Annotated in this window: 22 protein-coding genes; 17 read left to right on the top strand and 5 right to left on the bottom strand. The window is 38.9% G+C overall.

All coding sequences use genetic code 11. From position 1 onward, the window contains the following. Positions 1-71: 71 nt before the first annotated feature. From AC59HZ_RS18395 to AC59HZ_RS18380, 4 genes are all read right to left on the bottom strand, one after another. Complete coding sequence (locus AC59HZ_RS18395; protein ID WP_496547245.1) at positions 72-1,250, bottom strand: agmatinase family protein; 1,179 nt, start codon at positions 1,248-1,250, stop codon at positions 72-74. Positions 1,251-1,292: 42 nt separating this feature from the next. Next, positions 1,293-2,036 (bottom strand): hypothetical protein, encoded by a 744-nt coding sequence (locus AC59HZ_RS18390; RefSeq protein WP_496547244.1) that lies wholly within the window; start codon positions 2,034-2,036, stop codon positions 1,293-1,295. Between the two features lies 1 nt (position 2,037). Continuing rightward, a complete protein-coding gene (locus AC59HZ_RS18385) occupies positions 2,038-2,892 on the bottom strand; it encodes an ATP-binding cassette domain-containing protein (protein ID WP_496547243.1) in 855 nt (284 codons plus the stop codon). Between the two features lie 67 nt (positions 2,893-2,959). After that, positions 2,960-4,348: an APC family permease gene (locus AC59HZ_RS18380; protein WP_496547242.1), complete on the bottom strand. Its 1,389-nt coding sequence runs from the start codon at positions 4,346-4,348 to the stop codon at positions 2,960-2,962. 284 nt (positions 4,349-4,632) lie between these two features. On the opposite strand from AC59HZ_RS18380, the gene AC59HZ_RS18375 reads away from it, so the two are divergent. Further along, positions 4,633-5,463: a MerR family transcriptional regulator gene (locus AC59HZ_RS18375; protein ID WP_496547241.1), complete on the top strand. Its 831-nt coding sequence runs from the start codon at positions 4,633-4,635 to the stop codon at positions 5,461-5,463. Between the two features lie 115 nt (positions 5,464-5,578). Here AC59HZ_RS18375 and purF read toward each other — a convergent pair whose 3' ends face one another. Further along, positions 5,579-6,958 carry an amidophosphoribosyltransferase gene (gene purF / locus AC59HZ_RS18370; protein WP_496547240.1) on the bottom strand — a complete coding sequence of 460 codons (1,380 nt, stop codon included), beginning with the start codon at positions 6,956-6,958 and terminating at the stop codon, positions 5,579-5,581. Positions 6,959-7,138: 180 nt separating this feature from the next. On the opposite strand from purF, the gene purK reads away from it, so the two are divergent. From purK to AC59HZ_RS18290, 16 genes are all read left to right on the top strand, one after another. Then, positions 7,139-8,266, top strand: a complete 1,128-nt coding sequence (gene purK, locus AC59HZ_RS18365; protein ID WP_496547239.1) for a 5-(carboxyamino)imidazole ribonucleotide synthase — start codon at positions 7,139-7,141, stop codon at positions 8,264-8,266. A gap of 73 nt (positions 8,267-8,339) precedes the next feature. Then, a complete protein-coding gene (gene purC, locus AC59HZ_RS18360; RefSeq protein WP_496547238.1) occupies positions 8,340-9,059 on the top strand; it encodes a phosphoribosylaminoimidazolesuccinocarboxamide synthase in 720 nt (239 codons plus the stop codon). Further along, positions 9,052-9,306, top strand: a complete 255-nt coding sequence (gene purS, locus AC59HZ_RS18355; protein WP_496547237.1) for a phosphoribosylformylglycinamidine synthase subunit PurS — start codon at positions 9,052-9,054, stop codon at positions 9,304-9,306. Before purC ends, purS begins: the two co-directional genes overlap by 8 nt. A 12-nt stretch (positions 9,307-9,318) precedes the next feature. Further along, on the top strand, positions 9,319-10,002 hold the full coding sequence (gene purQ / locus AC59HZ_RS18350; RefSeq protein WP_496547236.1) for a phosphoribosylformylglycinamidine synthase subunit PurQ: 684 nt from the start codon (positions 9,319-9,321) through the stop codon (positions 10,000-10,002). Next, the gene (gene purL, locus AC59HZ_RS18345) at positions 9,989-12,277 is read left to right on the top strand and encodes a phosphoribosylformylglycinamidine synthase subunit PurL (RefSeq protein ID WP_496547235.1); all 2,289 of its coding nucleotides are present in this window, start codon (positions 9,989-9,991) and stop codon (positions 12,275-12,277) included. The genes purQ and purL overlap by 14 nt, the downstream gene beginning before the upstream one ends. Positions 12,278-12,290: 13 nt before the next feature. Further along, positions 12,291-13,325, top strand: a complete 1,035-nt coding sequence (gene purM / locus AC59HZ_RS18340; RefSeq protein WP_496547234.1) for a phosphoribosylformylglycinamidine cyclo-ligase — start codon at positions 12,291-12,293, stop codon at positions 13,323-13,325. Between the two features lie 2 nt (positions 13,326-13,327). Then, a complete protein-coding gene (purN, locus tag AC59HZ_RS18335; RefSeq protein WP_496547233.1) occupies positions 13,328-13,906 on the top strand; it encodes a phosphoribosylglycinamide formyltransferase in 579 nt (192 codons plus the stop codon). Positions 13,907-13,965: 59 nt separating this feature from the next. Further along, the gene (purD, locus tag AC59HZ_RS18330) at positions 13,966-15,225 is read left to right on the top strand and encodes a phosphoribosylamine--glycine ligase (RefSeq protein ID WP_496547232.1); all 1,260 of its coding nucleotides are present in this window, start codon (positions 13,966-13,968) and stop codon (positions 15,223-15,225) included. A 435-nt stretch (positions 15,226-15,660) separates the two neighbouring features. After that, the gene (locus AC59HZ_RS18325) at positions 15,661-17,028 is read left to right on the top strand and encodes a dipeptidase (protein ID WP_496547231.1); all 1,368 of its coding nucleotides are present in this window, start codon (positions 15,661-15,663) and stop codon (positions 17,026-17,028) included. Positions 17,029-17,219: 191 nt separating this feature from the next. Then, entirely contained in the window at positions 17,220-17,828 is a 609-nt protein-coding gene (locus tag AC59HZ_RS18320; protein ID WP_496547230.1) for a hypothetical protein, read from the top strand. 51 nt (positions 17,829-17,879) lie between these two features. Further along, complete coding sequence (locus AC59HZ_RS18315; RefSeq protein ID WP_496547229.1) at positions 17,880-18,524, top strand: hypothetical protein; 645 nt, start codon at positions 17,880-17,882, stop codon at positions 18,522-18,524. Positions 18,525-18,861: 337 nt separating this feature from the next. Then, the gene (locus AC59HZ_RS18310) at positions 18,862-20,226 is read left to right on the top strand and encodes a PD-(D/E)XK nuclease family protein (protein ID WP_496547228.1); all 1,365 of its coding nucleotides are present in this window, start codon (positions 18,862-18,864) and stop codon (positions 20,224-20,226) included. A gap of 217 nt (positions 20,227-20,443) precedes the next feature. Next, positions 20,444-21,493 carry a phosphotransferase family protein gene (locus AC59HZ_RS18305; RefSeq protein WP_496547227.1) on the top strand — a complete coding sequence of 350 codons (1,050 nt, stop codon included), beginning with the start codon at positions 20,444-20,446 and terminating at the stop codon, positions 21,491-21,493. 805 nt (positions 21,494-22,298) lie between these two features. Then, positions 22,299-23,117, top strand: coding sequence for a GntR family transcriptional regulator (locus AC59HZ_RS18300; RefSeq protein ID WP_496547226.1), 819 nt, complete (start codon positions 22,299-22,301; stop codon positions 23,115-23,117). Positions 23,118-23,153: 36 nt separating this feature from the next. Further along, complete coding sequence (locus AC59HZ_RS18295) at positions 23,154-23,762, top strand: chromate transporter (RefSeq protein WP_496547225.1); 609 nt, start codon at positions 23,154-23,156, stop codon at positions 23,760-23,762. Between the two features lie 12 nt (positions 23,763-23,774). Further along, positions 23,775-24,311, top strand: a complete 537-nt coding sequence (locus AC59HZ_RS18290) for a chromate transporter (RefSeq protein WP_496547224.1) — start codon at positions 23,775-23,777, stop codon at positions 24,309-24,311. Positions 24,312-24,404 lie beyond the last annotated feature (93 nt).

The raw sequence follows: 24,404 nt of genomic DNA, 5'->3' as shown, positions 1-24,404 counted from the left end.
CCTGAACTCTATAGGGCTAAGGTTATTTTAGCTTTTATATAAAATAGGGTTTAGCGATATTTTTCATTCTATCATCGCAGGATGGTTTTTTCAGAATATAAATTTCTTTTACCTAATTTCCCATTTGCCACCATTGTACCCAAGACATCTAAAACAGCTCGGGCTGCCAACAGGGAGGTTTTGTCACTGACATCATATGGAGGTGATACTTCCACAACTTCCATCGCGCACACGCCTTCTTTAGCGACAAGCTGTAAAAATTTCAATGCTTCGCGTGGTAAGAAACCGCCTGGTTCAGGTGTACCCGTTCCAGGAGCAAAACCAGGATCGAGACTATCGATATCAAAACTTAAATACACGGCTTTTGCATTCTTCCAGGCCGTTTCCAAAGCAATTTCAGCTGCTTTCTCAATACCCATCGTTTCCACATCTGTCATGGTTAAAATAGTAGTATTTCTTTTTCCAGCATTGGAATAGCCTTCACGTGGGCTAATCCATCCACCCTGACCCACTTGTACGAGATTTGAAGCCGGAGCATTCGGAATATTAGTGGCATGGAACCAAGGTGTACCATGCATTCTTTCATCCATATCCTTTTCACCCATGTCGATATGGCGATCTAAATGGATGATTCCAACGTTCCCGTCAACATTTTCGGCAATGGCACGCAAACACGGATAACCGATAGCGTGATCTCCACCAAAAATGATGGGCATGGTTCCCGAAGAAAATACATGTGATACGGCTTTTGTAATTTGATCAAAGCTTTTTTCAATATTGGCGATTGTAAATACATCACCGATATCCACCATATCTAGTGACTCTTTTAAATCAACACCTAATTCAAAAGAGAAGGAAGTAAATAAGCTAGAAATGCGACGAATCGCCTGCGGGCCAAATCTGGTTCCAGAGCGATAAGTGGTTCCAATATCAAAAGGAACTCCCATAAAGGCCACGTCATATTTTCCAACTTCACGAACATCTTCTAAATAAGGGACTTTGAGAAAAGTATTAATACCAGAATAGGGTGGTAAAGATCCTCTAGAAAAACAAGAAATCGTTCTATCTCCAATGGATTCAGCAGCTTCCAATCCGAATTCTAGTCCTCGTTTGATTTCTTCCTCTGCTTTCACTCTTGGAACTTCCTTTTCTTTTTGGGCGGCAATGACACCTAAAAGATCGTTTTTGGTTTCAGAGTCCAATCCTGTGCTCGGTTTGTATTTAAGTCCATGATTATCAAAAAATCCCATTTTATATTCCTCCTAGTAAAGTATTAAATGATTTACGTCCGGCTAAAAAATAGCCGGAAGAAATGAAGATTCACCAAAGACATAGAGGATTCCCATGCCTAAACTGTAAATCGCTGTAGCAAATGCGAAGCTTCGAAAGGCCATTTTATTCTTGAGAATACGTGTAAACCCGAAAAAACAAGCCAGGGCCAACAGGGTATGAGAAATCAACAAGCCGACGACAAACGCTAGAACCACGATGATCCCATGATCCAAATGACCGACGCTCGAAGCAGCGGTAAACAGCATCAATTGGGTAGGAGTTTCAGCGCCAATACCGTGAGCGATGCCGATGGCGAACGAACCGGTACGGGAGACGTTGATATTGATGCTGGAATCAAAACCTCGGTATTTCTTGAAATAACGACCAGTAACTAGGGCAAACAAATTATAAAAACCTGTAAATAAGATTCTCCATCTACTAACCATGATGGTTTCTTGGCTGTTTTTATAAAGAGAAAGCAATAAGAAAGAAGCCAAAATAATAAGTGTTACTCCAACAACCGGTTCCATCACGTTATCAACCCAAGAGGGGAGTGTGCTTCCGAACAGTACCGCCATTCCTCCAAGCACAATAATGACGACTTCATGACCCATTGCGTACCAAAAGGCCAAAATAAATCCCTTTTTCTGTTCTTTCTCACCACCTACCAAATCTGTGATGGCAGCGATGTGGTCCCAATCAATCCCATGCCGTAATCCCAAGAATACGGAAAGTAATATAAGGCCAAAGATTGCATTATCCACTTTAAAACCTCCCTGTAAAATGTTCATTTTGGACAAATTCTCTAAGTATTGTTATAGCTTCATCGACTGTTCGAGGTATTGTACGCAATTTGTGTCTAGGAAGGTTTATAAAGGGAAGTGACATCATCGGCAATCGCAAGCGCGCTTTTTCCATTAGTTTTTCATCAAGAACCAAAGAGGGTGACCCTTCCGCTAACAGACGGCCTTCGCTTAGTAGGAACAGATGATCCGCCCAGTTAGCTGCAAAATCGACATCGTGAGTCAGAACGATAACTGTTTTTCCAATAATGTGTAATCCTTCTAAAAGAGCGTATATGCTCCGATAACCTTCAGGGTCCAAGCCGGTAATCGGTTCATCTAAAACCAAAACATCAGCTTGAGTTACAAGTGCTCTAGCAATACCTATTCTTTTTTTTTGACTCTTGTTTAAATAACTTATGGTTTGATACTTCGATTCAAGCATGCCAACCATTCCTAGAGCCGTCTCTGCCATTTTAATTTTCTCTGCTTTAGGCAGTGATTTATTGATGATTCCAGCGGTTACATACTCCCAGACGGTTCGAATAAAAAGGGATGAGCGTAAATCTTGTTCTACAAATCCGATACGTTCTCGGATGAATTTTTTTGGCTTTGATAGAGTTTCTTCACCAAATAATCGAATGGATCCGCTCTTAAGTAGTAATACACCACTTAATTGATTAGCGAGTGTTGTTTTTCCTGAGCCGCTACTACCAAGAACCACTACTTTACTATTAAATGGCACTGCTCCTGAAATATCCGAAAGGCCTCTGTCGCCATTGGGAAAAACATAGGATAGATTATGAAACTCCAATGCATACATTCTAGGTAACACCATCCTATATAGGAAAAGATCCTTTACTTATTTGTAATACTAAATGTCTCATTAACTACTAAACCCAAAATTATGAATCGGCAGGAATACTTTTCTCCTGACTTTCCACTAACAGGTAATCATTATTCACATCATCAAAATGTAACTTTCGAAGCCGCTGACGGAAGAATTTTGTCAAGAAAAGTAGATAGACAAATCCGATTGCCATCCAGCTGATTCCTAAAATGAGCGCATGAATATTCAAATAGGACCATAGCCACATGATGAATGCTGCACCAATAAGCGGAAAAATAAGATAATGAATGGTTTCACCGAAAGAACGCTTACGATTCTTCACATAATAGTGTGCGATGACTGAAAGATTTACAAAGGTGAACGCAATCAAGGCTCCGAAATTAATAAACGTAATCGCTGTATCCAGGCTTAGTACAATTCCAAATAAGGAAATGAAACTAACAACTAGAATACTAGTGGATGGCGTTCTAAATCGTGGATGAATATAGCCGAATATTTTTTTCGGTAAAACCGAATCTCGGCCCATTACATACAACACGCGAGAAACACTCGTAACGGACGAAACACCCGAAGTAAAGTTCCCGATAATCATGACAGTAATGAATAAAGAGCTAAATAAGTTTCCACCGATCATTTTGACAAGTTCGAGTGCTGCAGAATCAGTGTTTTTGAAATGAAATCCTGGAAAGACAATCTGTGCCAAATAGGATGAACCGATGTAAATAATACCCATGATAAGCATCATCAAAAAGATGGCTTTTGGAATCGTTTTCTCCGGATTAATGGTTTCCTCCGACAATGTTGTGACGGAATCGAAACCTAGAAAACTAAAGCAGAGAAGTGATGCCCCGGCGAAGATGACAGAGACTGAAACATTTGAGTTAACAAAGGGATGAATGGATACAAGTGTACCTGAACCCATGCCTCCCAAGACGCTTTTGATGGTTAGGATAGCAAAAACGACAATAAAAAGGACTTGAGCGATAACAAAAATTTTGCTTGTATTTGCGGAGAAGTTGATCCCGATTAAACTGATGATGGTTATACCGATATTTAGGATGATAATCCAAAAAGAAAACGGAATGTTTGGAAATTCTGCGCTTAAAAAAACAGCGGACATCAGGCAGGTAATCATCGGCGTCAACAGATAATCCAACAAAATGGTCCACCCCACCATGAAACCGGTTTCAGAATTCATCGACTTTTGAGTATAGGTGTACGCCGAGCCAGCGATTGGATGTGCCTTCGCCATCTTTCCATAGCTGACTGCGGTAAAGAGAATGGCCATAAACGCTATCACATAAGCACCTGCAAGTACACCTTTTGAGCTCTCTGCTGCAATTCCATAAGTATTAAAAAATACCATTGGGTTATTCCAGGCTAAACCTAAAAAAACAACTTGTAACAATGTAAGGGATCTTCTAAGAGTTGCTTTTTCAGTCAAATTCATTCCTCCCTCGCTATCCTCGCTTAATTCTGTTTGGGCGTTTGCCCGTAATCATGTTTCTTCTTTTCTTTCCTTGGTTGGATGAACAACATATCTTTTCGATAGAGTTCGTTTTCTAATAGGAAAACAAATCTACCAAATTTCACCTCCTTTAAATTTACTATTCAGATAAATCTGAACTTAATGTATCATTATGGTAAAGCTTTGTGTTACACAAAGGTCAATAGGTTTTGTAATGGCATTTTTTATATCTTTTTTGTTTCTTTAAGGGGTGGGGTTTTTTGAAAGAAAGGTTAACAATCAGTGAAATGGCCAAGTTACGAGGGGTGACGACAGAGACATTGCGTCATTACGATCGGATTGATTTATTTAAACCGAAATATGTTGATACTCAAACAGGTTATCGATATTATTCAATTTTTCAGTATGAGATACTCGGGACGATCAAAGAGCTACGTCAAATCGGGATGAGTACGGATGAAATTAAACAATATTTCAATCAGCGAAATTTTAAGAAATCGAGGGACATTCTGAAAGCTAAACATATCGAACTTGTTTCTAAACTAAAAGAATTATCTGAGCTTGAGGAAAATATTCAAGAAAAAATAGCGTATTTGGACAGTGTTTTAAGTGAAGATTCTTTTCAAGAAATTACCGTTCGTGAAATAAAAAGCCGAAAGTTATTTACGTTAAATGAACATATCAATACGAATTTGGAACTTTGTTACAGTATTATAAGGTTAGAGACCTTGCTTACCGAGAAGGCTCCAATACTTGCCAGTAATCGCTTAGGAATCATAATTAAGGAAGCTGACATTAATGACCGACGTTTTAAGGATCCCTCTGTTATTTTTGTCGTAGCCAAAAACAATGAACAAATTCCAGAAAAGTACCTGAAAATGATTCCTGAAGGGTTATTTGCATGTATCCGTTATAATGGGGAGTTGTTAAGGAATCGGAGTAAAAGTTTGAATAAAATATGTACATATCTGGACCAAAAGGGTTACCGGATCACGGGTGATGCACTTCAAATCATGCATGTGGATATTACGGTAACGGATAATCCAAATGAAGTCATGTTTGAAATACAAGTCCCGATTCAAAAAGCTTGAAATTTCTGTATCTATGAAAGTTATATAATTATTTAGATAATCAAATGAAAAGAGGAGGCAGGTGATAAGGATACCCCTTAGTCACCTGCTTTCGTATTAATTTTGATCGGGTTGTTCATTTCAAATACATTTTCGTTGGGTAAGCCCCGTTAAAACAGGCTATACAACGACTGCTTGAATCTGCAAGATTTACATCAACTGCCTCTAATAACCCCTCTGTGCTTAAAAAGGCTAATGAATCTGCTCCGATAGATTGTCCCATTGCTCGTTCATGTTCGTGTTTGTTTGCAAAAAGTTCATCTTTGGTTGGCATATCGACGCCATAAAAACAAGGGTTTTTTACCATAGGTGAAGTGATTCTTACATGGACTTCCTTTGCGCCTGCCTGGCGGATCAATTGAACAATTCGCTTACTTGTGGTTCCACGAACAATAGAATCGTCAACAAGTACAACTCTTTTATCCTTAAGTATTTCATGAACGGCACTTAATTTAAGACGGACTGCTAAATCACGTAATTCTTGAGTTGGTTCAATGAAGGAGCGGCCCGCATAAGGGTTTTTGATGATTCCCATTTCATATGGAATTCCTGATTGCTGTGAATAGCCAATAGCCGCAGGAACACTCGATTCTGGAACAGCAACCACAACATCAGCTTGTGTAGGGTGTTCTTTAGCTAAAATTTGACCTAATTCTTTCCTGATGGCTAAAACACTTCTTCCATGAATCACACTATCAGGACGGGCAAAATAAACAAATTCAAAGGAACAAAGGGAAATCTCTCCTTTTTCAGCAAATCTTCCGGTTTTTATTCCCTTTTCGTCTACAAGAATCCACTCTCCTGGTTCAACATCTCTCCAAAACTTAGCATCAACTGCATTTAAAGCACACGTTTCAGAAGCCGCGATGATGGATTCACCAATTTTTCCGAGGCTAAGGGGCCGTAACCCATGCCGATCTAAGGCAATTAGCATTTGTTTATCTGTCATGATAAGCAAAGCGAATGAACCGTCGATCCGTTTAAGAACATCAGGCCCAGCTTCATCAAAATATTTTTTACTTGATCGTGCTATTAAGTGAGCAATCATTTCTGTATCAGTTGTGGTCTGAAAGATGGCTCCTTGTTGTTGGAGAACTTTCCGTTCGATATTAGCATTCACAAGGTTCCCGTTATGGGCAACGGCCAAATCGCCCTCACTATATTTAAAGACAAGGGGCTGAGCGTTTTGCAGTAAACTAGCACCGGAAGTGGAATACCTTACATGCCCAATGGCCATATTTCCACTAAGCCCATCAAGAATTTGTCGGGAAAATACTTGGGTTACCAAACCCATTCCCCTATGATGCCTAAATGTTTTCCCATCACTTGCAACGATGCCGGCACTCTCCTGTCCGCGATGCTGAAGGGCATGAAGTCCGTAATAAGTTAAATCCGCTGCTTTCGGGTGATTAAACACCCCAAATACTCCGCATTTCTCCCGCATTTCTAAATCCATTTGTATAAACCTCCCCATAGAACATCATTTCCTTATTTTTGTCGAGTGATAAATTTCTATCCTACTAATTTACTGTAATGTCAAAAGGAAAATTTTTTGGTTATTTAGAGTGGAAAACAGGAGAACATAAAATGATTAAAACGTTGGAGAAACTACAGCTGTAAAAAGGAGGAGAACACTGTGGAAGTAATTAAACCCGGCTCAACAATAGGTATTTTAGGGGGAGGACAGCTGGGCAGAATGATTTCACTTGCTGGGAGAAATATGGGATACCGCTTCATTACTTTGGATCCGACACCCGATTCACCTTGTGGACAGGTTGCTGATTTTCAAATCACAGCTCCTTTTTCAGAGTTAAAGGCTGCCAAAGAATTAGCGGATTCCTCAGATGTTATTACTTACGAATTTGAGAATGTTGACTCTAATGTAGCCTCCATCTTAGAAACAACTGCGTTAGTCCCACAAAGTAGCAAGCTTCTTAAAATAACTCAAAATCGAATTCGTGAAAAAAGCACCTTACAGTCGAGCGATGTGCCTGTTACCCCTTTCATGGTTATAGAAACTGAAAATGACATTACCTCGGCAATAGATTGTCTTGGACTTCCTTTTGTAATGAAAACAGCAACTGGAGGATACGATGGGAAAGGGCAATGGGTGATAAGAAGTCAGGATCAGATTTCCATTGCTATTGAGGCTTGGAATAAAGCTGGTGTAGACATGATCATTGAACAATTTATTCCGTTTAGCAAAGAATTATCGGTGATTGTTGCCCGAAATGCACATGGTCAAATGAAAACCTTTCCAGTAGCTGAAAATGTACATACAAATAATATCCTGCATCAGTCAATTGTGCCAGCAAGAATCACAGACGAACAACGAAAGGCGGCAGAAAGAGTCGCATTGAGAATCGCAGAATCCTTCCAAGTTGTGGGATTAATTGCCATTGAAATGTTCCTTACAAATGAAGGTGAAATTATTGTGAATGAGCTTGCACCTAGACCCCATAATTCCGGTCATTTTTCAATGGATGCTTGTATTACATCACAATTTGAACAGCATATTCGGGCAATATGTGGACTTCCTTTAGGCGATACTACCCTTTTAAGTCCGATTATAATGGTGAATATTTTAGGCCAGCATTTAGGTGCTGTGTTAGATAAAATGGATCAGCTTCCTTCAACTTCCAAGCTTCATTTATATGGTAAGAAGGAAAGCGTAGAAAATAGGAAAATGGGCCATATCAATTTTTTAGGTCCAACGATCGAAGAAGTGGTCCTGCAAATCAATAAACTTCAAATTTGGACATAAAACAGGTTGCCAGATGAAGTTTTATGGATAGGTATTGAAATTAACGAATAGCTGGGGCAGAGGAGTGAATTTAGTGGAAAAATTAGAACTGCTTTATGAAGGAAAAGCCAAAAAGGTGTTTAAAACATCAGAACCTGGAAAGTATTGGATTGAATATAAAGATGATGCCACCGCCTTTAATGGGGAGAAAAAAGCTCAAATTGCTGGAAAAGGAATGCTAAATAACGAGATTAGTACCATTTTTCTTAGTTTATTGAAGGAAAAAGGAGTGCACAATCATTTTATTAAAAAAATCTCAGCCACGGAACAAATCGTACAGCAAGTAGAGATTATCCCTATTGAGGTTGTGGTTCGAAATATAGCAGCAGGGTCACTTGCCAAAAGGCTGGGTTGGGAGGAAGGAAAGGAACTTTTACAATCAATTGTGGAGTTTTACTTTAAAAATGATGAGCTGGGAGACCCTTTCATTAACAATGATCATATAGGCATTCTTGGACTAGCTAATGAGTCGGAATTGGTTGAAATTCGAGAACAAGCCCTAAAAATCAATGAGATATTAAAAGAATTTGTTTTAAACAAAGGTATTATTTTAGTTGATTTTAAATTGGAGTTTGGGAAAACTCCTGCTGGCGATGTGATTTTGGCGGATGAAATCTCTCCGGATACCTGTCGATTCTGGGATGCCGAAACAAAGAAAAAGTTAGATAAAGATCGGTTTAGACGGGATTTAGGGAACGTCGAGGAAGCTTATCAAGAAATTCTAAGGAGAATTGGGGGTAGTATCAATGTTTAAAGTTACGGTATATGTAACATTAAGGGAGAGTGTTTTAGATCCACAAGGAAATGCTGTTCACGAGTCGCTGCATTCTCTTGGCTATGACGAGGTCGGAGATGTTCGAATTGGGAAATACATGGAGCTTGAAATAAATAGTGAGGATCAGAAGACGGCCGAAGAACGAGTAAGGGATATGTGTGAAAAATTGCTAGCTAACACTGTCATCGAAGACTATAGATTTGAACTTAAAAAGTTAGAAGGATAGGAGGGAAATAAGTTGAACTTTGCTGTACTAGTTTTTCCAGGTTCAAACTGCGATATAGATATGTATAAAGCTGTTTCAGATACGATTGAACAGCCTGTAGAGTATGTATGGCATAAGGAAACGGACCTGGCAAAATATGATGCAATCCTGGTTCCAGGAGGGTTTTCTTATGGAGATTATTTGCGTCCAGGGGCAGTGGCGAGCTTATCTCCCGTAATGGATCAAGTAAAAATAGCGGCGGAAAAAGGCAAATTGGTTCTTGGGGTCTGCAATGGTTTTCAGATTCTAACGGAGGCTGGGTTATTGCCAGGTGCGTTAAAAAGGAATCAACGTTTAAAGTTTTATTGTGACACCATTGATTTACATGTGGAAAACAACAAAACTCCGTTCACATTAGAATATCAAGAAAGCGAAACCATTCGTATTCCCATTGCCCATGGGGATGGAAATTATTATTGCGACGAAGAGACACTGAAGCATTTAGAACAGAATAATCAAATCGTCTTCAGGTATAAAGGAAACAATCCAAATGGTTCCATTTCTGAGATTGCCGGGGTGATCAATGAAAGAGGAAATGTTTTAGGTTTAATGCCCCACCCAGAACGCGCCGTTCATAAATGGCTCGGGTCGGATGATGGAAGGCGAATGTTCTCTTCTATTTTAAGTTACTGGAGGCAACAAAATGGCACAGTATAATGAACCAACTCCCGAGCAAATCGCCCAGCAAAAAGTCTATCGGGAAATGGGATTGACTGATGAAGAATTTGATAAAGTAATCGATATTCTGGGGAGGAGACCAAATTATACAGAAACGGGCATATTTAGTGTGATGTGGTCCGAGCACTGCAGCTATAAAAATTCGAAGGTAGTCCTTAAACGGTTTCCCACCTCTGGTCCTCACGTACTGCAAGGTCCGGGTGAAGGAGCAGGGATTGTTGATATTGGAGATAATCAAGCAGTCGTGTTTAAAATTGAAAGCCACAATCATCCTTCGGCCATTGAGCCCTACCAAGGCGCTGCTACGGGGGTTGGCGGTATCATTCGAGATGTTTTTTCTATGGGTGCCCGCCCGATTGCTTTATTGAACTCGCTCCGTTTTGGCGAACTGGACAACCCAAAAACCAAATATATTTTTGAAAATGTGGTCGCGGGAATTGCTGGCTACGGTAACTGTATGGGCATTCCTACGGTTGCCGGAGAGATCTACTTTGATTCTTCTTATGAAGGAAATCCCTTGGTCAATGCCATGTGTGTTGGCTTAATCAACCATGATCAAATTCAGAAAGGGGTAGCCAAAGGGATTGGCAATCCTGTTATTTATGTTGGTGCAGCAACTGGAAGAGATGGGATACATGGAGCTACATTCGCATCAGAAGAGTTGAGTGAAAATTCCGAAGCAAAACGACCTGCCGTTCAGGTGGGAGACCCTTTTATGGAAAAATTGTTACTGGAGGCAACTCTTGAACTTATTGCCTCTGGTCATGTGGTGGGGATTCAGGATATGGGGGCGGCTGGATTAACCAGCTCCAGCTCTGAAATGGCCAGTAAAGCGGGAAATGGCATTGAATTGAATCTTGATCTTGTCCCACAACGTGAAAAGGGAATGAGTGCCTACGAAATGATGCTATCAGAATCCCAAGAAAGAATGCTGGTTGTAGCAAAAAAAGGGAAAGAAGAGGAAGTAAAAAAGATTTTTGACAAATGGGGACTGCATTCTTCTGTTATTGGCCGAGTGACAGATGATAACCTACTTCGATTAATTCATAAAGGAGAGGTCGTTGCGGAAATTCCAGCAGACAAGCTGGCGGATGATGCTCCGGTTTATTGTAAGCCATCTAAAGAAGCTCCATATTATGAACAATACTCCTCTTTAGATCCAGCTGCAGTCATTGATGAACCTAACGACTATATTTCCGTCTTAAAGCAGCTGTTAGCTTCGCCTACGATTGCTAATAAGGAGTGGGTATATCAACAATATGACTTTATGGTTAGAACAAATACAGCGGTCATACCAGGATCGGATGCAGCAGTTGTGGCAATCCGTGGAACACGAAAAGCATTGGCGATGACAACGGATTGCAACGGAAGGTATGTTTACCTTGATCCATTCGTTGGTGGAGCCATTGCCGTAGCCGAAGCAGCTCGTAATGTCATATGTTCTGGTGCGGAGCCTTTAGCCATAACCGATAACTTAAATTTTGGGAATCCAGAAAAACCGGAAATCTTCTGGCAGTTTGAAAAGGCTGCAGATGGAATAAGTGAAGCGTGCCGTCAGTTAAATACACCGGTCATTGGCGGAAACGTCAGTCTTTATAACGAAACAAAAGGAGAAGCTATTTTTCCAACTCCAACGATTGGCATGGTAGGGTTAATTAAAGATATCAATCATATTACTACTCAGGAATTTAAAAATGAGGGAGACTTAATCTTTTTAATTGGGGAAACCAAAGCAGAAATTGGCGGCTCGGAATACCAAAAAATAATAACAGGAAAAATCGAAGGGCGTCCACCGAAAATAAACCTTGATTTGGAAAAGAATATCCAAGCTTTTACCCTCAAGGTGATTCAAGAAGGATGGGTCCAATCAGCTCATGATACGGCAGAAGGCGGTTTAGCAGTTGCTATAGCGGAAAGTTGTATTGGCGGGAAGATGGGATCAGAAATTCAATTAACAGAAGAACTTCGAGCAGATTTTAGCCTTTTTAGTGAATCTCAATCTAGAATTATTCTTTCTGTGTCAGCGGACCAGGCGGAAAGGATAAAGAAAATGGCGAAACAAGTAGAGGTACCAATAAAAGAAATCGGTAAAGTGAAAGGTAAGGAACTGTCAATTACTCATAATGGAAGAATGGTCATCTCGGAGCCGATTGCAGCATTGGAAGCAGCCTGGCGGAATGCTATTCCAGACATTATGCGTTCAGGATTATTAAAAAAGTTCAACATGCATGAAATCTCAGCAAATTTACCGTAAAGGAGAGAAGCAAATGAGTGATGCGTACCGTCAAGCTGGAGTCGATATCGATGCAGGGAATGAAGCAGTTGAACGAATGAAAAAACATGTAAAAAAAACCTTTCGACCAGAGGTGTTAACCGGATTAGGGGGGTTTGGAGCTCTATTTAAGCCAGACCTAACGGGGATGGAAGAGCCAGTTTTTGTTTCCGGTACGGATGGAGTAGGGACCAAATTGAAAATTGCCTTTGCCATGGACAAGCACGACACCATTGGAATCGATGCTGTTGCCATGTGTGTAAATGATGTCATCGTCCAAGGGGCCGAGCCCCTTTTTTTTCTAGACTATTTAGCCTGCAGTAAGATCAACCCCGAAAAAATTGAAGCCATCGTGAAAGGGATCGCAGATGGCTGTGTGCTGGCCGGATGTGCATTAATTGGCGGCGAGACCGCCGAGATGCCGGGAATGTACCAGGACGAGGAATATGACATTGCTGGATTCACAGTAGGTGTGGTGGATCAAAAACATGTTATTGATGGAACCAAAGTAAAAGAAGGCCAGGTCCTAATTGGTTTAGCTTCAAGTGGTGTACATAGCAATGGGTTTTCGCTTGTCAGAAAGGTTTTATTGGAGGATGCTCAGCTCACATTAGGTGACTATGTGGATGAATTAAAATCTGAATTGGGAAACGTGTTATTAGAACCAACCAAAATTTATGTGAAATCCGTCCTTTCAACCATACGGAAATATAATGTCTCTGGTCTGGTACATGTAACAGGTGGAGGCTTTTACGATAACATTCCACGGATTCTTCCAAAAGGCTTACAAGTTGAAATTAATGGTGAATCATGGAAGGTCCCGAAAATTTTTTCCTTTATCCAAAATGTAGGCAAAATTTCTGATTATGATATGTTTCGGACTTTTAATATGGGAATTGGCATGATTTTAGTCGTAGATTCTGTAGACTCCCGGGCCATTATCGAGCATCTACAATCGTTGGGTGAAGACGCGCATGTAATTGGTACAGTGCAAAAAGGAACCGAAGACGTCGTATTCAAGAAGGAGTAAGTATGAAGATAGCCGTTTTTGCTTCTGGTACGGGTTCTAATTTTACAGCAATTCTAGAATCCATCCAATCAAAAAAAATCACTAACGTTGAAGTGGTTTTACTAGTTAGCGACCGCCCTGAAGCCCTTGCTGTTCAGAAAGCTAAGGAAGAACTGATTCCTGTGCATACTTTTAGGGCCAAGGACTATCCAAACAAACAAGCCTTTGAAGAAGAGATTGTAGAAATATTAAGACAAAGGTATGTCGATTTTATCGTATTGGCTGGATACATGAGACTGCTGGGTCCTGTTTTACTACAAGCCTATGATAGAAAAATCATCAATATCCATCCGTCCTTATTACCAGCCTTCGCAGGAAAAGATGCCATAGGCCAAGCACTCAATTATGGGGTAAAGGTGACAGGTGTGACGGTCCATTTTGTGGATGAGGGAATGGATACAGGTCCCATTATCGCCCAGCGAGTCGTTACTGTCGATTCAGATGAGACAAAAGATTCATTAGTAAAAAAGATTCAAGGGCAGGAGCACCAACTATTACCAGAAGTGATTCAAATGCTTGCGAGTAAGGAGGCAGTAAAATGAGAAATCGCTATGGTGTTTACAGGCATAAGACATTTTAAACACTAGGAGGTATTAGCAGAATGAAGGTGTTAGTCGTAGGGGGAGGCGGCCGTGAGCATGCCATTGTTTGGAAATTGTCTAAAAGTCCTAAGATTAAGCAAATCTATTGTGCTCCTGGTAATCCAGGAATCGCAGAATTAGCGAAATGCGTATCTATTTCTGTTTCAGAGATTGAAAAATTAGCTGATTTTGCAAAAAATGAACAAATAGATTTTACTTTTGTAGGACCAGAGGAGCCTCTCTCAAAGGGGATTGTCAATTATTTTAAACAACAGGGATTAGCGATTTTTGGCCCTACAAAAGAAGCAGCACTGATTGAGGGAAGCAAGTCGTTCGCAAAAGAATTAATGATGAAGTATCATATTCCCACAGCAAAATATGCTGCTTTTACAAACTACGATGAAGCTTTAGCCTATGTTCGCAGTGAAGGAGCACCAATCGTAATAAAAGCAGATGGCTTAGCTGCCGGAAAAGGGGTAATTGTAGCAAAAAAACTGGATGAAGCAGAGGAAGCCCTAAATAGTATGATGAAAGAAGTCACATTTGGTTCGGCTGGAGCAAGAGTGGTCGTAGAGGAGTTTCTGGAGGGCGAAGAAATGACCTTGCTCGCATTTGTAAATGGGACTACTGTGAAGCCAATGGTTCCAGCCCAAGATCATAAGTCTGTATATGATGGTGACAAGGGACCTAACACAGGTGGAATGGGTACTTATGCACCATTACCTCATATTGATTCATTAATGGTTGAGCGGATCGTCCAAGAAATAGTCCAACCAACGGTAAGAGGGATGGCATTAGAAGGCTGTCCTTTTGAGGGGATTCTTTATACGGGTTTGATGCTGACGAAGGAAGGTCCAAAGGTGATTGAATATAATGCACGCTTTGGTGATCCGGAAACACAAGTAGTTCTACCACTTTTAGAAACGGATTTACTTGATATCTTAATGGCAAGCAGCTCAAGTGAATTGGAACATCTAGAGGTGAAATGGAAAAACAAGTCAGCAGTTTGCGTGATTATGTCTTCTGCCGGCTATCCAGGCCCATACAAAAAAGGCCAAGTAATTAATGGATTGGATCAGGTTTCTTATCCAACGATTGTTTTTCATGCTGGAACCTCTGAACAGGAAGGCGAGATTCTAACCAATGGCGGACGTGTTCTTGGGATCACTGCTATTGGTGACACTTTGAAAGAAGCAAGGAAATTGGCATACCAGTCTGTAGAAAAGATATCTTTTACAGGTGCTCATTACCGAACAGATATAAGTTCTAGGGCTTTGTAATTAACATGCTTGAATCTTATCAGGAAAAGGAGAGACATCAAGGGTGACTCTCTATTTTTGATGTTCAACATTTTTTCACATACGCTGGAAGCAAATCTATTAAAAATCTGGTTATGTATTAAAAAAGAGAATATCCAAAGACGTTCAAACATTTAAATTTCATCATACTGAATTTGAATGTGAGCTTACATTAGGAATCCTTATGCAGATTAATATATAAAAAAATGGACCAATCAAATAAGGTAGATTGGTCCATTTTTTCCTTCTGCAATTGGTGTCTAATTACCATTTTCATTCAAAAGAAGATGTAATGAGTGAAGGAACGGATGTATGAATTGTAAAAAGATTAGTTTTTTGAATTAGAGCGGATTGAAGGTTTTCTTCATACTTTTTGTATAATATAAGAATAGAAAATAAACTAGAAAAGGTGATAATATGAGTGAATTATCAGAGTTCTTATCCAATAATCATCATAACAATGTCGAGGAATTAAAAGAATTGCTCCGGATTCCAAGCATCAGTTCCTTATCGGAGCATAAAGAGGACATTCAAAAAGCAGCTTCATGGATTGCCAATGAATTAGAAAGCATTGGAATGGAACATGTTGAAATTGTTCAGACAAAAGGTCATCCGATTATCTATGGTGACTGGCTTCATCAGGAAAACGCCCCAACAGTCCTAGTGTACGGCCATTATGACGTACAACCCGTTGACCCTGTTCATTTATGGGAAACGCCTCCGTTTGAACCAACGATCCGTGATGAAAAGATTTATGCCAGAGGGGCAACCGATGACAAAGGTCAGACATTCTTACATATCAAAGCAGTCGAAACACTATTGAAATTAGAAGGTAAATTACCGGTAAACGTGAAATTTTGCATCGAAGGAGAAGAAGAAATCGGAAGTCCTCATCTTCCGCCGTATTTATCCGAAAATAAAGAGAAATTATCCTGTGATGTAGTCGTTATTTCAGACTCTGATATGTGGGACAGAGGTGTCCCTGCCATCACCTATTCTTTAAGAGGTCTTTGTGCACTGGAATTTACCCTTCATACCGCTAATTCTGATTTGCACTCGGGCATGTTCGGCGGGGGAGTCCAGAATGCCAACCATTTATTGGTACAGCTGCTTTCGACCCTTCATGATGCAAACGGAAAAGTAAATGTTGATCAGTTTTATGATGATGTAGTGGAACTTACTGATTTTGAAAAGGAACAGATTAAAGCGTTAGGATTTGATGAAGAAAAATTGAAAAAATCTTTAGGATTAACAGATTTAACGGGAGGGGAAAACAATTTTCCTTACCCTGAAAAAATCAGTTCCCGGCCAACATTAGAAATAAACGGATTATGGGGCGGATTTCAGGGAGAAGGAACAAAAACAGTTATCCCGAACGAAGCTCATGCCAAAATCACCTGCCGTCTAGTCCACAATCAAAACCCTGAAAAAATTCAGGAATTGATTAAAAAGCATCTTGAGGAACATGCACCAAAGGGATGTACGGTGAAAGTGTCTCTTGGCGATACGGGAAATCCATTCTTAACGCCGATCGACAGTCCGATGATTCAAAAAGCGGCTGAAGCTTATGAAACCGTTTATGGGAAATCGCCGGTTTACAAAAGAGAAGGTGGTTCGATTCCGATTGTATCGGATTTTAACCAATCCCTAAGTGCTCCTGTTGTCTTAATGGGATTCGGTTTGCCAGATGAAAATCTTCATGCTCCAAACGAACATTTTAATTTGGAAAACTTTGATAAAGGGATCTTAACCATCTGTACCTTTTTAGACCTTCTTAAAAAGTAAAATAGTGCCTGTCACGAATACAATATTCAGGTAGTGACAGGCACTATTACCCATTACTGGTTCAGTAGATGAAAGTAGAAATGGAGAATATGAATAAGTTCAATTCGTAAAGGTGCGCCATTTTTGGTGCACCCTTTTTTATATAATTCAGTTTGTAAGGCAAAATCATAAATAAATGAGGGGGATAATTTATGAAGAGATATACCTATATACTATTCGTGCTAATGATCGCTTTTGTTGCTGGGTGTTCATCTGAAAAACCATCAAACAAAACCAAGGAAAAAGAAGAAAAGCCGAAAGAGCAAGTAGACGTGGACAAAGGTCTTTTGAGTGTAAAAATTACTTTGCCAGCTTCCATGTTTGAAGATCAAGATATAGACCAAGTTATCGCAGATGCTAAAAAAGAAGGGATAGAAGTAACAAAAAATCAAGATGGTTCCCTTACTTATAAAATGTCAAAAGCGCAACATAAGAAAATGATGAAAGAAATGAAGGAAAACATCACCAAAACTGTTGAAGAAACAAAAAACAGTAAAGACTACGCCTCTATAAAAGATATAACATATAACGATGATATCTCGGAGTTTACTGTTGAAGTGGATAAAGCAGCTTATGAAAACAGTATGGATGGTTTTGTGGCCTTGGGGCTGGGGATGTCCGGCATGATGTATCAGCTATTCAATGGTGTAGACCAAAATGATTATAAAGTAACGATTCTCTTAAAAGACCAAGCTACTCAAAAAGTGTTTGACCAAATCGTTTACCCTGATGCCTTAAAAGAAGAAAGTGACCAACAATAATATTTTTTAAAATTATTTGAATTAATAATCGAATTATCGGGAGTGGAAACCATGAAAAAAAAGGGAAAAAGAATACTCGGCTTACTTTTAACAACATTAATAACCATTATGGTTCTTGGAGCGTGTGGACAGGATACGAAAGATATCTCAGTAAAAGAAAATACAGGAAAAAATGAAACATCTCAAAAACAGGATGAAACGCAGAAAGAGGAACAAGCACCCTCTAAATTAGGTTCTCGTACCTATCCAGTGCCATTTCAAAAAACGGCCACGATCGATGATGAATTGTACAATGATCAAGGTAATGCTTTCCCGATTAAATTTGATTTAACGGTTGAAGAAGTTACACGTGGAGATGCTGCCTATCAAAAACTAAAAGCTATGAATGAATTCAATGAACCTGCACCACAAGGATATGAATGGATGTTAGTGAAAGCAAAAGTAAAGTTTGTTAAATCTGAAACCCAAGACTTATCTTTTAACATTGATGGTATTATGAATTTTGAAATGGTAAGTGAAAGTGGAGATATTTATAGTGGTGATATATATGGAACAACCGAACCGGCATTTAGTTTCGAAATGTATGTCGGGAATGAAAAAGAAGGATATATTGCCAATTTAGTGAAAACAGGTGAAAAAGCACAACTTCGTTATGAAGAAATGATTGGTGGTCAAGTTTTCTTTAATTTACAATAACAACCCTATAATAAAAATGTAAAAATGACTCATTAACCTAGAGCAAATGGAGATCACTATAAAAAGTGGGGATATACCAAAGAATTAGCTCAGTTCACCGTGAACTGAGTTTTTTCTATAAAGGTAAATAAGTAGAATGTAGTTTCATATTATATCAATTCCATTTTATCATCTGGTTCATTGTAGTTCCGCTAACTAGAATGATAGTGTAGTGACTAATCCATAGATTACCAATGATGTTTAATGTAGTATAATTTTAGTGAATATTTTACCTTTTTGAAGGTGATTTTTTGATCTATGTCTTCTCTAGATAAACGAAAAATGGAGGTAATAAATATTGAAATCACTGAAACGAATGCTCTATGAATTAACAATGGATAAAGACTTTGTCGCTTTAAAATTCCTGATTGATCGTCCGAATGTCTTCCATGTCGTTGGGGCTACCCATTTAGAAACATGGCATTCAAGGTTCTTATCCTGGCTTTTGGATCCGACAGAAAGACATATGCTAGGCTATTATCCTTTTCAGAGATTCTTAATGGCCGTTGCCGAATCGGCTGATGAAAATTTAGACGATATTACCGATATAGCAATGCTGAATGTGAATCAATTCAGAAATCCTGAGGTCATAGCTGAGAAGGATCTCAACAAACTAGATATCGATGAGGAGGAAACAATCGAGGAAACAGAAAAAAATGATGACAAAGGAAGGCTGGATGTCTTTTTTAAGGTAAATATCATCGATGAAACGAATTCTACCGTGGAAAAAAAGTTAATCCTCGCCGTTGAGCAAAAGGTATATGCAAGAGTAGACGTGAATCAATGCAATAAATACTTAAGAAAGTTCGAACAGAAATTCAAAGAAGAAACGTTCATGCTTGTAGGCTTGGTACCAAAAAGCCAAATTAAAGAATCAAATGAAGCTACATTTGGCAGTTCAAAATGGTTTGGGATTGATTATCAGCAATTAGTAGACATTGTTCTTATGCCTTGCCTGGAAAATCCTGATTTAAGTATTTACGCCAAACCCATCATTCAGCAATATGTAGATGCCTTACGGATGCCTTATAAAGGAAAACGTGAAAAATTGGCTACAATTGAAGAAGAACGCACGCTGGTTCGCTCCATTTATGATCGCTTTGAAGATGTTTTTAAAGCTATTACGAAAATATCAAATGAAGAGGACAGTGAAGAAAGAAACTATGTTAACACTATCGTGAACGAAACCTACGGTGAAGTTTTTAGAACCATCAAATGGATCCTTACCGAGGAAAACGATGTAGAGGAGGTATGGAATTTTTCGACACCATTCCAAAGAAACATTTTTAAAAGATGGGACGAACTAACTATCGTTATTAATTATGAGAGTGAAGGAACAGTTATTAATGGAGAAAATGTTCCAGAACTTTGGAAAAAGACTTTACAGTGGATTGAAGAGCATAAACTCCCACTTCGTCAGCTTGTTGAAGAAGGCTTTATTCTTGGAGCCGGAAATAAAGGAAAGCGTTATGCCATTGCGTTTCAGCCAGTCCATAAAGACAGAAAAAAATTCGCACAAATTCATACATACGAATCAATTATAACCGGTGAGACTTACTACATTGAAACCAAAATTAATCCCGAAAGTTGTATGAAAACCATTTCTAAACTACTAAAATCTTTAGGTGTAGCGGTAGAAACTCCACTGCTAGAAACGGTGTAAATTCATAGGGACGGTTAACTAAGGAGACAGTCAGAAGTTTTACGCGTAAAAAGGCCCGACTAGCGTAGTAAGAGAGTTGGGAGGGGTTTTTCTTCTATTTCTGAGGACCCTAAAGTAATTGTAGTGATTAGAGTAAATTCTTTTCTGAAGGGCCAAGTGCAATTAAAGAGAAACACGTTCCTACATTTAAGGTAAGTAAGAGGGGAGAATCTATGTTATGAAAACTGTCAACCAATGGGTGGATCATGAACATATAAATTGGGTTCGATTGGAAATGTTATTACGTGAAACGATTCAGGGTATCCCAAAAGAAACAATGAAGATCAGGAAATTTTCCGAAGGTTATTCAAATCATACCTACTTACTGACATTTGGGGATTGGGAAGCTGTGTTAAGGAGGCCCCCATTCGGTGAAATTCCAACGAAGGCCCATGATATCAAGCGAGAATATACGATTCTTTCAAGATTGCATGGAGTCTACCCTCTCGCTCCAAAACCTTATTTTTATAAAGAAGACTCTGCCATTATGGAGAGACATTTTTATCTGATGGAAAAAAAGCAAGGGGTAGTAATCAATCAAAGTATTCCTGAGATCTATGGTTCCTCTGAGCTGATTGGACCTTCCATTTCAAAAAGTATTATTAATAGTCTAGTAGAGCTTCAACAGGTAGATTATGAAAAAGTGAATTTAATGGATATCGGGAAGCCGGAAGGATTTTTAGAAAGGCAGGTTCATAGCTGGATCAAACGCTACAGTCTAGTCAAGACGGATGAAATAGCAGGTGTAGCGGAATTGGAGGCCTGGCTGATCAAGCAGCGGCCGGAAACGGTCGATTCGACGATTGTTCATAACGACTTTAAACTCAACAACCTTGTTTTGGATCCGCATGACCCAGGAGTGATCAAAGGAGTTCTTGACTGGGAAATGGCCACTATTGGTGACCCGATGAGTGATATCGGAGCCCTGTTAACCTACTGGGGGGAAGCAAGCGATCCCGACATGGGCATTTCAGTGGTTACAAACCAACCAGGTTTCTTTTCAAGAAGGGAAATGGCCGAACGGTATGCTCAAGTGAGTGGTCGTGATATCACAGATATTGAATATTATGTGGCATTTAGCTTTTACAAGCTTGCCATTATCCTACAACAGCTTTACTACCGCTGGAAAAAAGGCGAGACAAACGACGTTCGGTTTGCAAAGATGAATTTTCCCATTGCCAATTTATTTGATTTGGCGAATTTAACAAGGACAAATAAAATATTGTGAAAATGCCGTAGGGACGGTTCTCATAGTTCAAATGATTTTAGGTGAATTCAGACCATAACTTCAAAAATCTTTAAATAAGGTTAAGTGACACTACTAAAATTGAGTTAGTGGCTCCTAATTCTAACAATATTTTTATTTAAAGAGTGTGCACGATTCAAAGAGTAGTGATGAAGTAACTAAGGCAGCCGATATTATTGAATGGCTGCCTCTTTTTATTTACCAGCAGGAAGAAGAGACCAATTTCCACGTGGTTAGTTCAGACTAGAAGAACCGTCCCCATGTCCCCTTTTGTTATTCTATTATTTTTTTAAAATATAAATTGTTCTTATGTTAGTATCACAATTATTTCTAGAACAAGCGATTGCTTCCGAAAAATTGAAAATATTAGGTGATTCAAAAAAGCTAAATGAATTATTGAGCCTGTTGGATGACTTTAATAATACAAGTTAATATTGTAACTCCATAAGTTCTCGCCTAAAAGAGGTTGAGAGAGTGATTTAGGATAAAACTAGTTTAATATATTCGTTTTATACTTTTAAAATAAAGTGGTCAAAAGAGTCTGAAGGTTATTTTCCAGCCGGTGTTATGAGGGGGGAGAGTACGGTCCTCGAGACTTAAAGACAACACTGTGCTTTTTTGACCTCGAAAAAATCCCTTAACTGGTAAAAATAAACACAAAAAGAGTTTGACAATTATGAAAATTCATATTAGACTAAAAACTGTAACTGGTACGTATAACCTAATGGGCTGATGACCGCTATTTATTACATAAGGATATTCGTATTTATTCACACCATTAGGAGGCATGAACTATTGGATTTTTTTAGAAAGAGAGAGGATAGCCATGCTAGATGAAAGGAATGTCATCCCTCTATATTACCAGCTGAAAGAAATATTAAAGGAAAAAATCAAAGATGGTTCATGGGAGGAAGGATTAAAGGTTCCATCCGAGAGAGAACTAATGGAAACCTACAGCGTCAGTCGTGCCACTGTCAGAAAAGCTCTAAGTGAACTGATGATGGAGGGTTTGATTTACAGTAAGCAGGGTGTTGGAACATTTGTATCCAAATCGAAAATTGCTCAGAATTTAATTGGCGAGTTGAGTTTTAACCGGCAAGCCATACTTCATGGATTGATCCCAAGTTCAAAGGTTGTTTATGCAGCTTTAGAATCACCTACACCTAACCGCATAATGGATATTTTCAAATTGAAAGAGAACGAAAAAATCCATAAAATCATCCGAGTTCGTTTAGCTAACGAGTCCCCATTAATATTAGAAACACTTCACATCCCACATAAATATGCACCAGAAATATTACATCAGGATTTAATGAATATTGCAATATTTAATTACCTAGAAATGGATTGTAAGCTGACTTTTACACACTCCACCCTGGAGATTGAACCTGTGGCAACTAATGATTTTGAATCAAGATATTTGGAAATCGATATCGGTAAGCCAGCACTATCGTTGGAGCGCGTGATTTACTTTCAAGATGATGCCATAGCTATTCAAAAGAGAATCATGCGGGGGGATAGAGGAAAGTTTTCCTTAACTTTAGGGGAAAGCTTACAAAAGAAAGAGGATTATCTAGTAGGAATTGAATTTAACCAGCAGCCTTAACCTTTAGAAAAATAAAGATAAAGAAGGGAAGAGTGAATGGATTCAAAAATCAGAATTCTATTCAAATTATTTATCACTTTTTTAAAGATTAGTCCCATTACCTTTGGCGGCGGTTACGCCATGACTACTTTAATTGAAATAGAAGTTGTCAATAAAAATAAATGGATTAAACAAGAAGATATTATCGATGTTTTTACGATTGCTCAAACCCTACCTGGAGCTGTTGCAATAAATTCTGCAATGTTTATAGGTTACCGTGTAGCAGGCTTTACAGGAGCAGTGATTTCATTAATTGGCATCTTATTCCCTACCTTTCTCATAGTCATTCTTGTTTCGTTTCTATTTTTTTTCTTCAAGAATGACCCTGTCATAAAAGCTGCGTTTAATGGAATTGGGGCTGCAATCATTGCTTTGATTCTTTATGCAGGAATAACGATTGGAAAATCGGCGATTAAAGGGAAAACTACTTTTTTAATCATGTTTCTAAGCTTATTACTTCTGCTAATCTTTCACATAAATCCAATTTTAATGATTATTGGCGGCGCTCTTGTTGGACTGATTCAACTGAAACCCAAATCTGAAGGAAAGGAGGATGTAAAAATTGCTTCTAGTGAAGAGCAAAAGTTTATTTATAAAGACAATTAAAGAGGAAAAGCGATGATGTATATACAACTATATTGTGGTTTTTTTCTAGTAGGATGTTTTTCATTTGGCGGCGGTTATGCCATGCTCCCGCTCATTGAACGACTAATATCCAGTCATAATTGGATGTCGCCCGGACAGTTTGGAGAGGTAATTGCATTATCAGGCATGCTGCCAGGTTCCATTGGAACGAATGCCGCTGTTTTTGTTGGCTACCGAACAGCCGGAATAGTTGGTTCTATAGTAGCAACGGCAGGGATCATCTCACCATCTTTAATACTGGTTGTATTCATCGGGAAATTTTTTAAGCGCTTTCAAAGTAATGAATCAATTGTAAAAGCATTAAACGGTTTAAGGCCAGTTGTTGTTGCTTTACTAATCTATTCAGCTATTAAATTTGCTTTTTCCATGGATATTGTTAGGTCAGTTTCTCTGGAAACGATTAATTTTTCGTTAATGTTTTTTATAGCTATGTTTCTCTTAATCTATAAAAAAATTCATCCCCTGTTTCTTATCCTCTTATCAGTTTTAGGAGGAATAGCATTTTTATAAGGATCACAGGCAGAAGTATTAAAAAAAGGTTTAAAGCTAGTGCTTTCTCGGTTGGGTTGGTGACAGGAAAAATTTAAAAAGGGGTGAAATTTC

The organism is Neobacillus sp. DZ-9, assembly GCF_059587065.1.
This window is presented reverse-complemented; position numbering and strand designations above follow the sequence as displayed.

Bases quoted from the DNA above. Each gene is read 5' to 3' on its own strand.
- purL (WP_496547235.1), top strand. From the start codon at position 9,989: ATGGCACAGTATAATGAACCAACTCCCGAGCAAATCGCCCAGCAAAAA.
- AC59HZ_RS18325 (WP_496547231.1), top strand. From the start codon at position 15,661: ATGAGTGAATTATCAGAGTTCTTATCCAATAATCATCATAACAATGTC.
- purF (WP_496547240.1), bottom strand. From the start codon at position 6,958: ATGGATTTAGAAATGCGGGAGAAATGCGGAGTATTTGGGGTGTTTAAT.
- AC59HZ_RS18385 (WP_496547243.1), bottom strand. From the start codon at position 2,892: ATGGTGTTACCTAGAATGTATGCATTGGAGTTTCATAATCTATCCTAT.
- purD (WP_496547232.1), top strand. From the start codon at position 13,966: ATGAAGGTGTTAGTCGTAGGGGGAGGCGGCCGTGAGCATGCCATTGTT.
- AC59HZ_RS18295 (WP_496547225.1), top strand. From the start codon at position 23,154: ATGGATTCAAAAATCAGAATTCTATTCAAATTATTTATCACTTTTTTA.
- purM (WP_496547234.1), top strand. From the start codon at position 12,291: ATGAGTGATGCGTACCGTCAAGCTGGAGTCGATATCGATGCAGGGAAT.
- AC59HZ_RS18395 (WP_496547245.1), bottom strand. From the start codon at position 1,250: ATGGGATTTTTTGATAATCATGGACTTAAATACAAACCGAGCACAGGA.
- AC59HZ_RS18305 (WP_496547227.1), top strand. From the start codon at position 20,444: ATGAAAACTGTCAACCAATGGGTGGATCATGAACATATAAATTGGGTT.
- AC59HZ_RS18320 (WP_496547230.1), top strand. From the start codon at position 17,220: ATGAAGAGATATACCTATATACTATTCGTGCTAATGATCGCTTTTGTT.
- AC59HZ_RS18300 (WP_496547226.1), top strand. From the start codon at position 22,299: ATGAACTATTGGATTTTTTTAGAAAGAGAGAGGATAGCCATGCTAGAT.
- purN (WP_496547233.1), top strand. From the start codon at position 13,328: ATGAAGATAGCCGTTTTTGCTTCTGGTACGGGTTCTAATTTTACAGCA.
- purS (WP_496547237.1), top strand. From the start codon at position 9,052: ATGTTTAAAGTTACGGTATATGTAACATTAAGGGAGAGTGTTTTAGAT.
- AC59HZ_RS18315 (WP_496547229.1), top strand. From the start codon at position 17,880: ATGAAAAAAAAGGGAAAAAGAATACTCGGCTTACTTTTAACAACATTA.
- AC59HZ_RS18290 (WP_496547224.1), top strand. From the start codon at position 23,775: ATGATGTATATACAACTATATTGTGGTTTTTTTCTAGTAGGATGTTTT.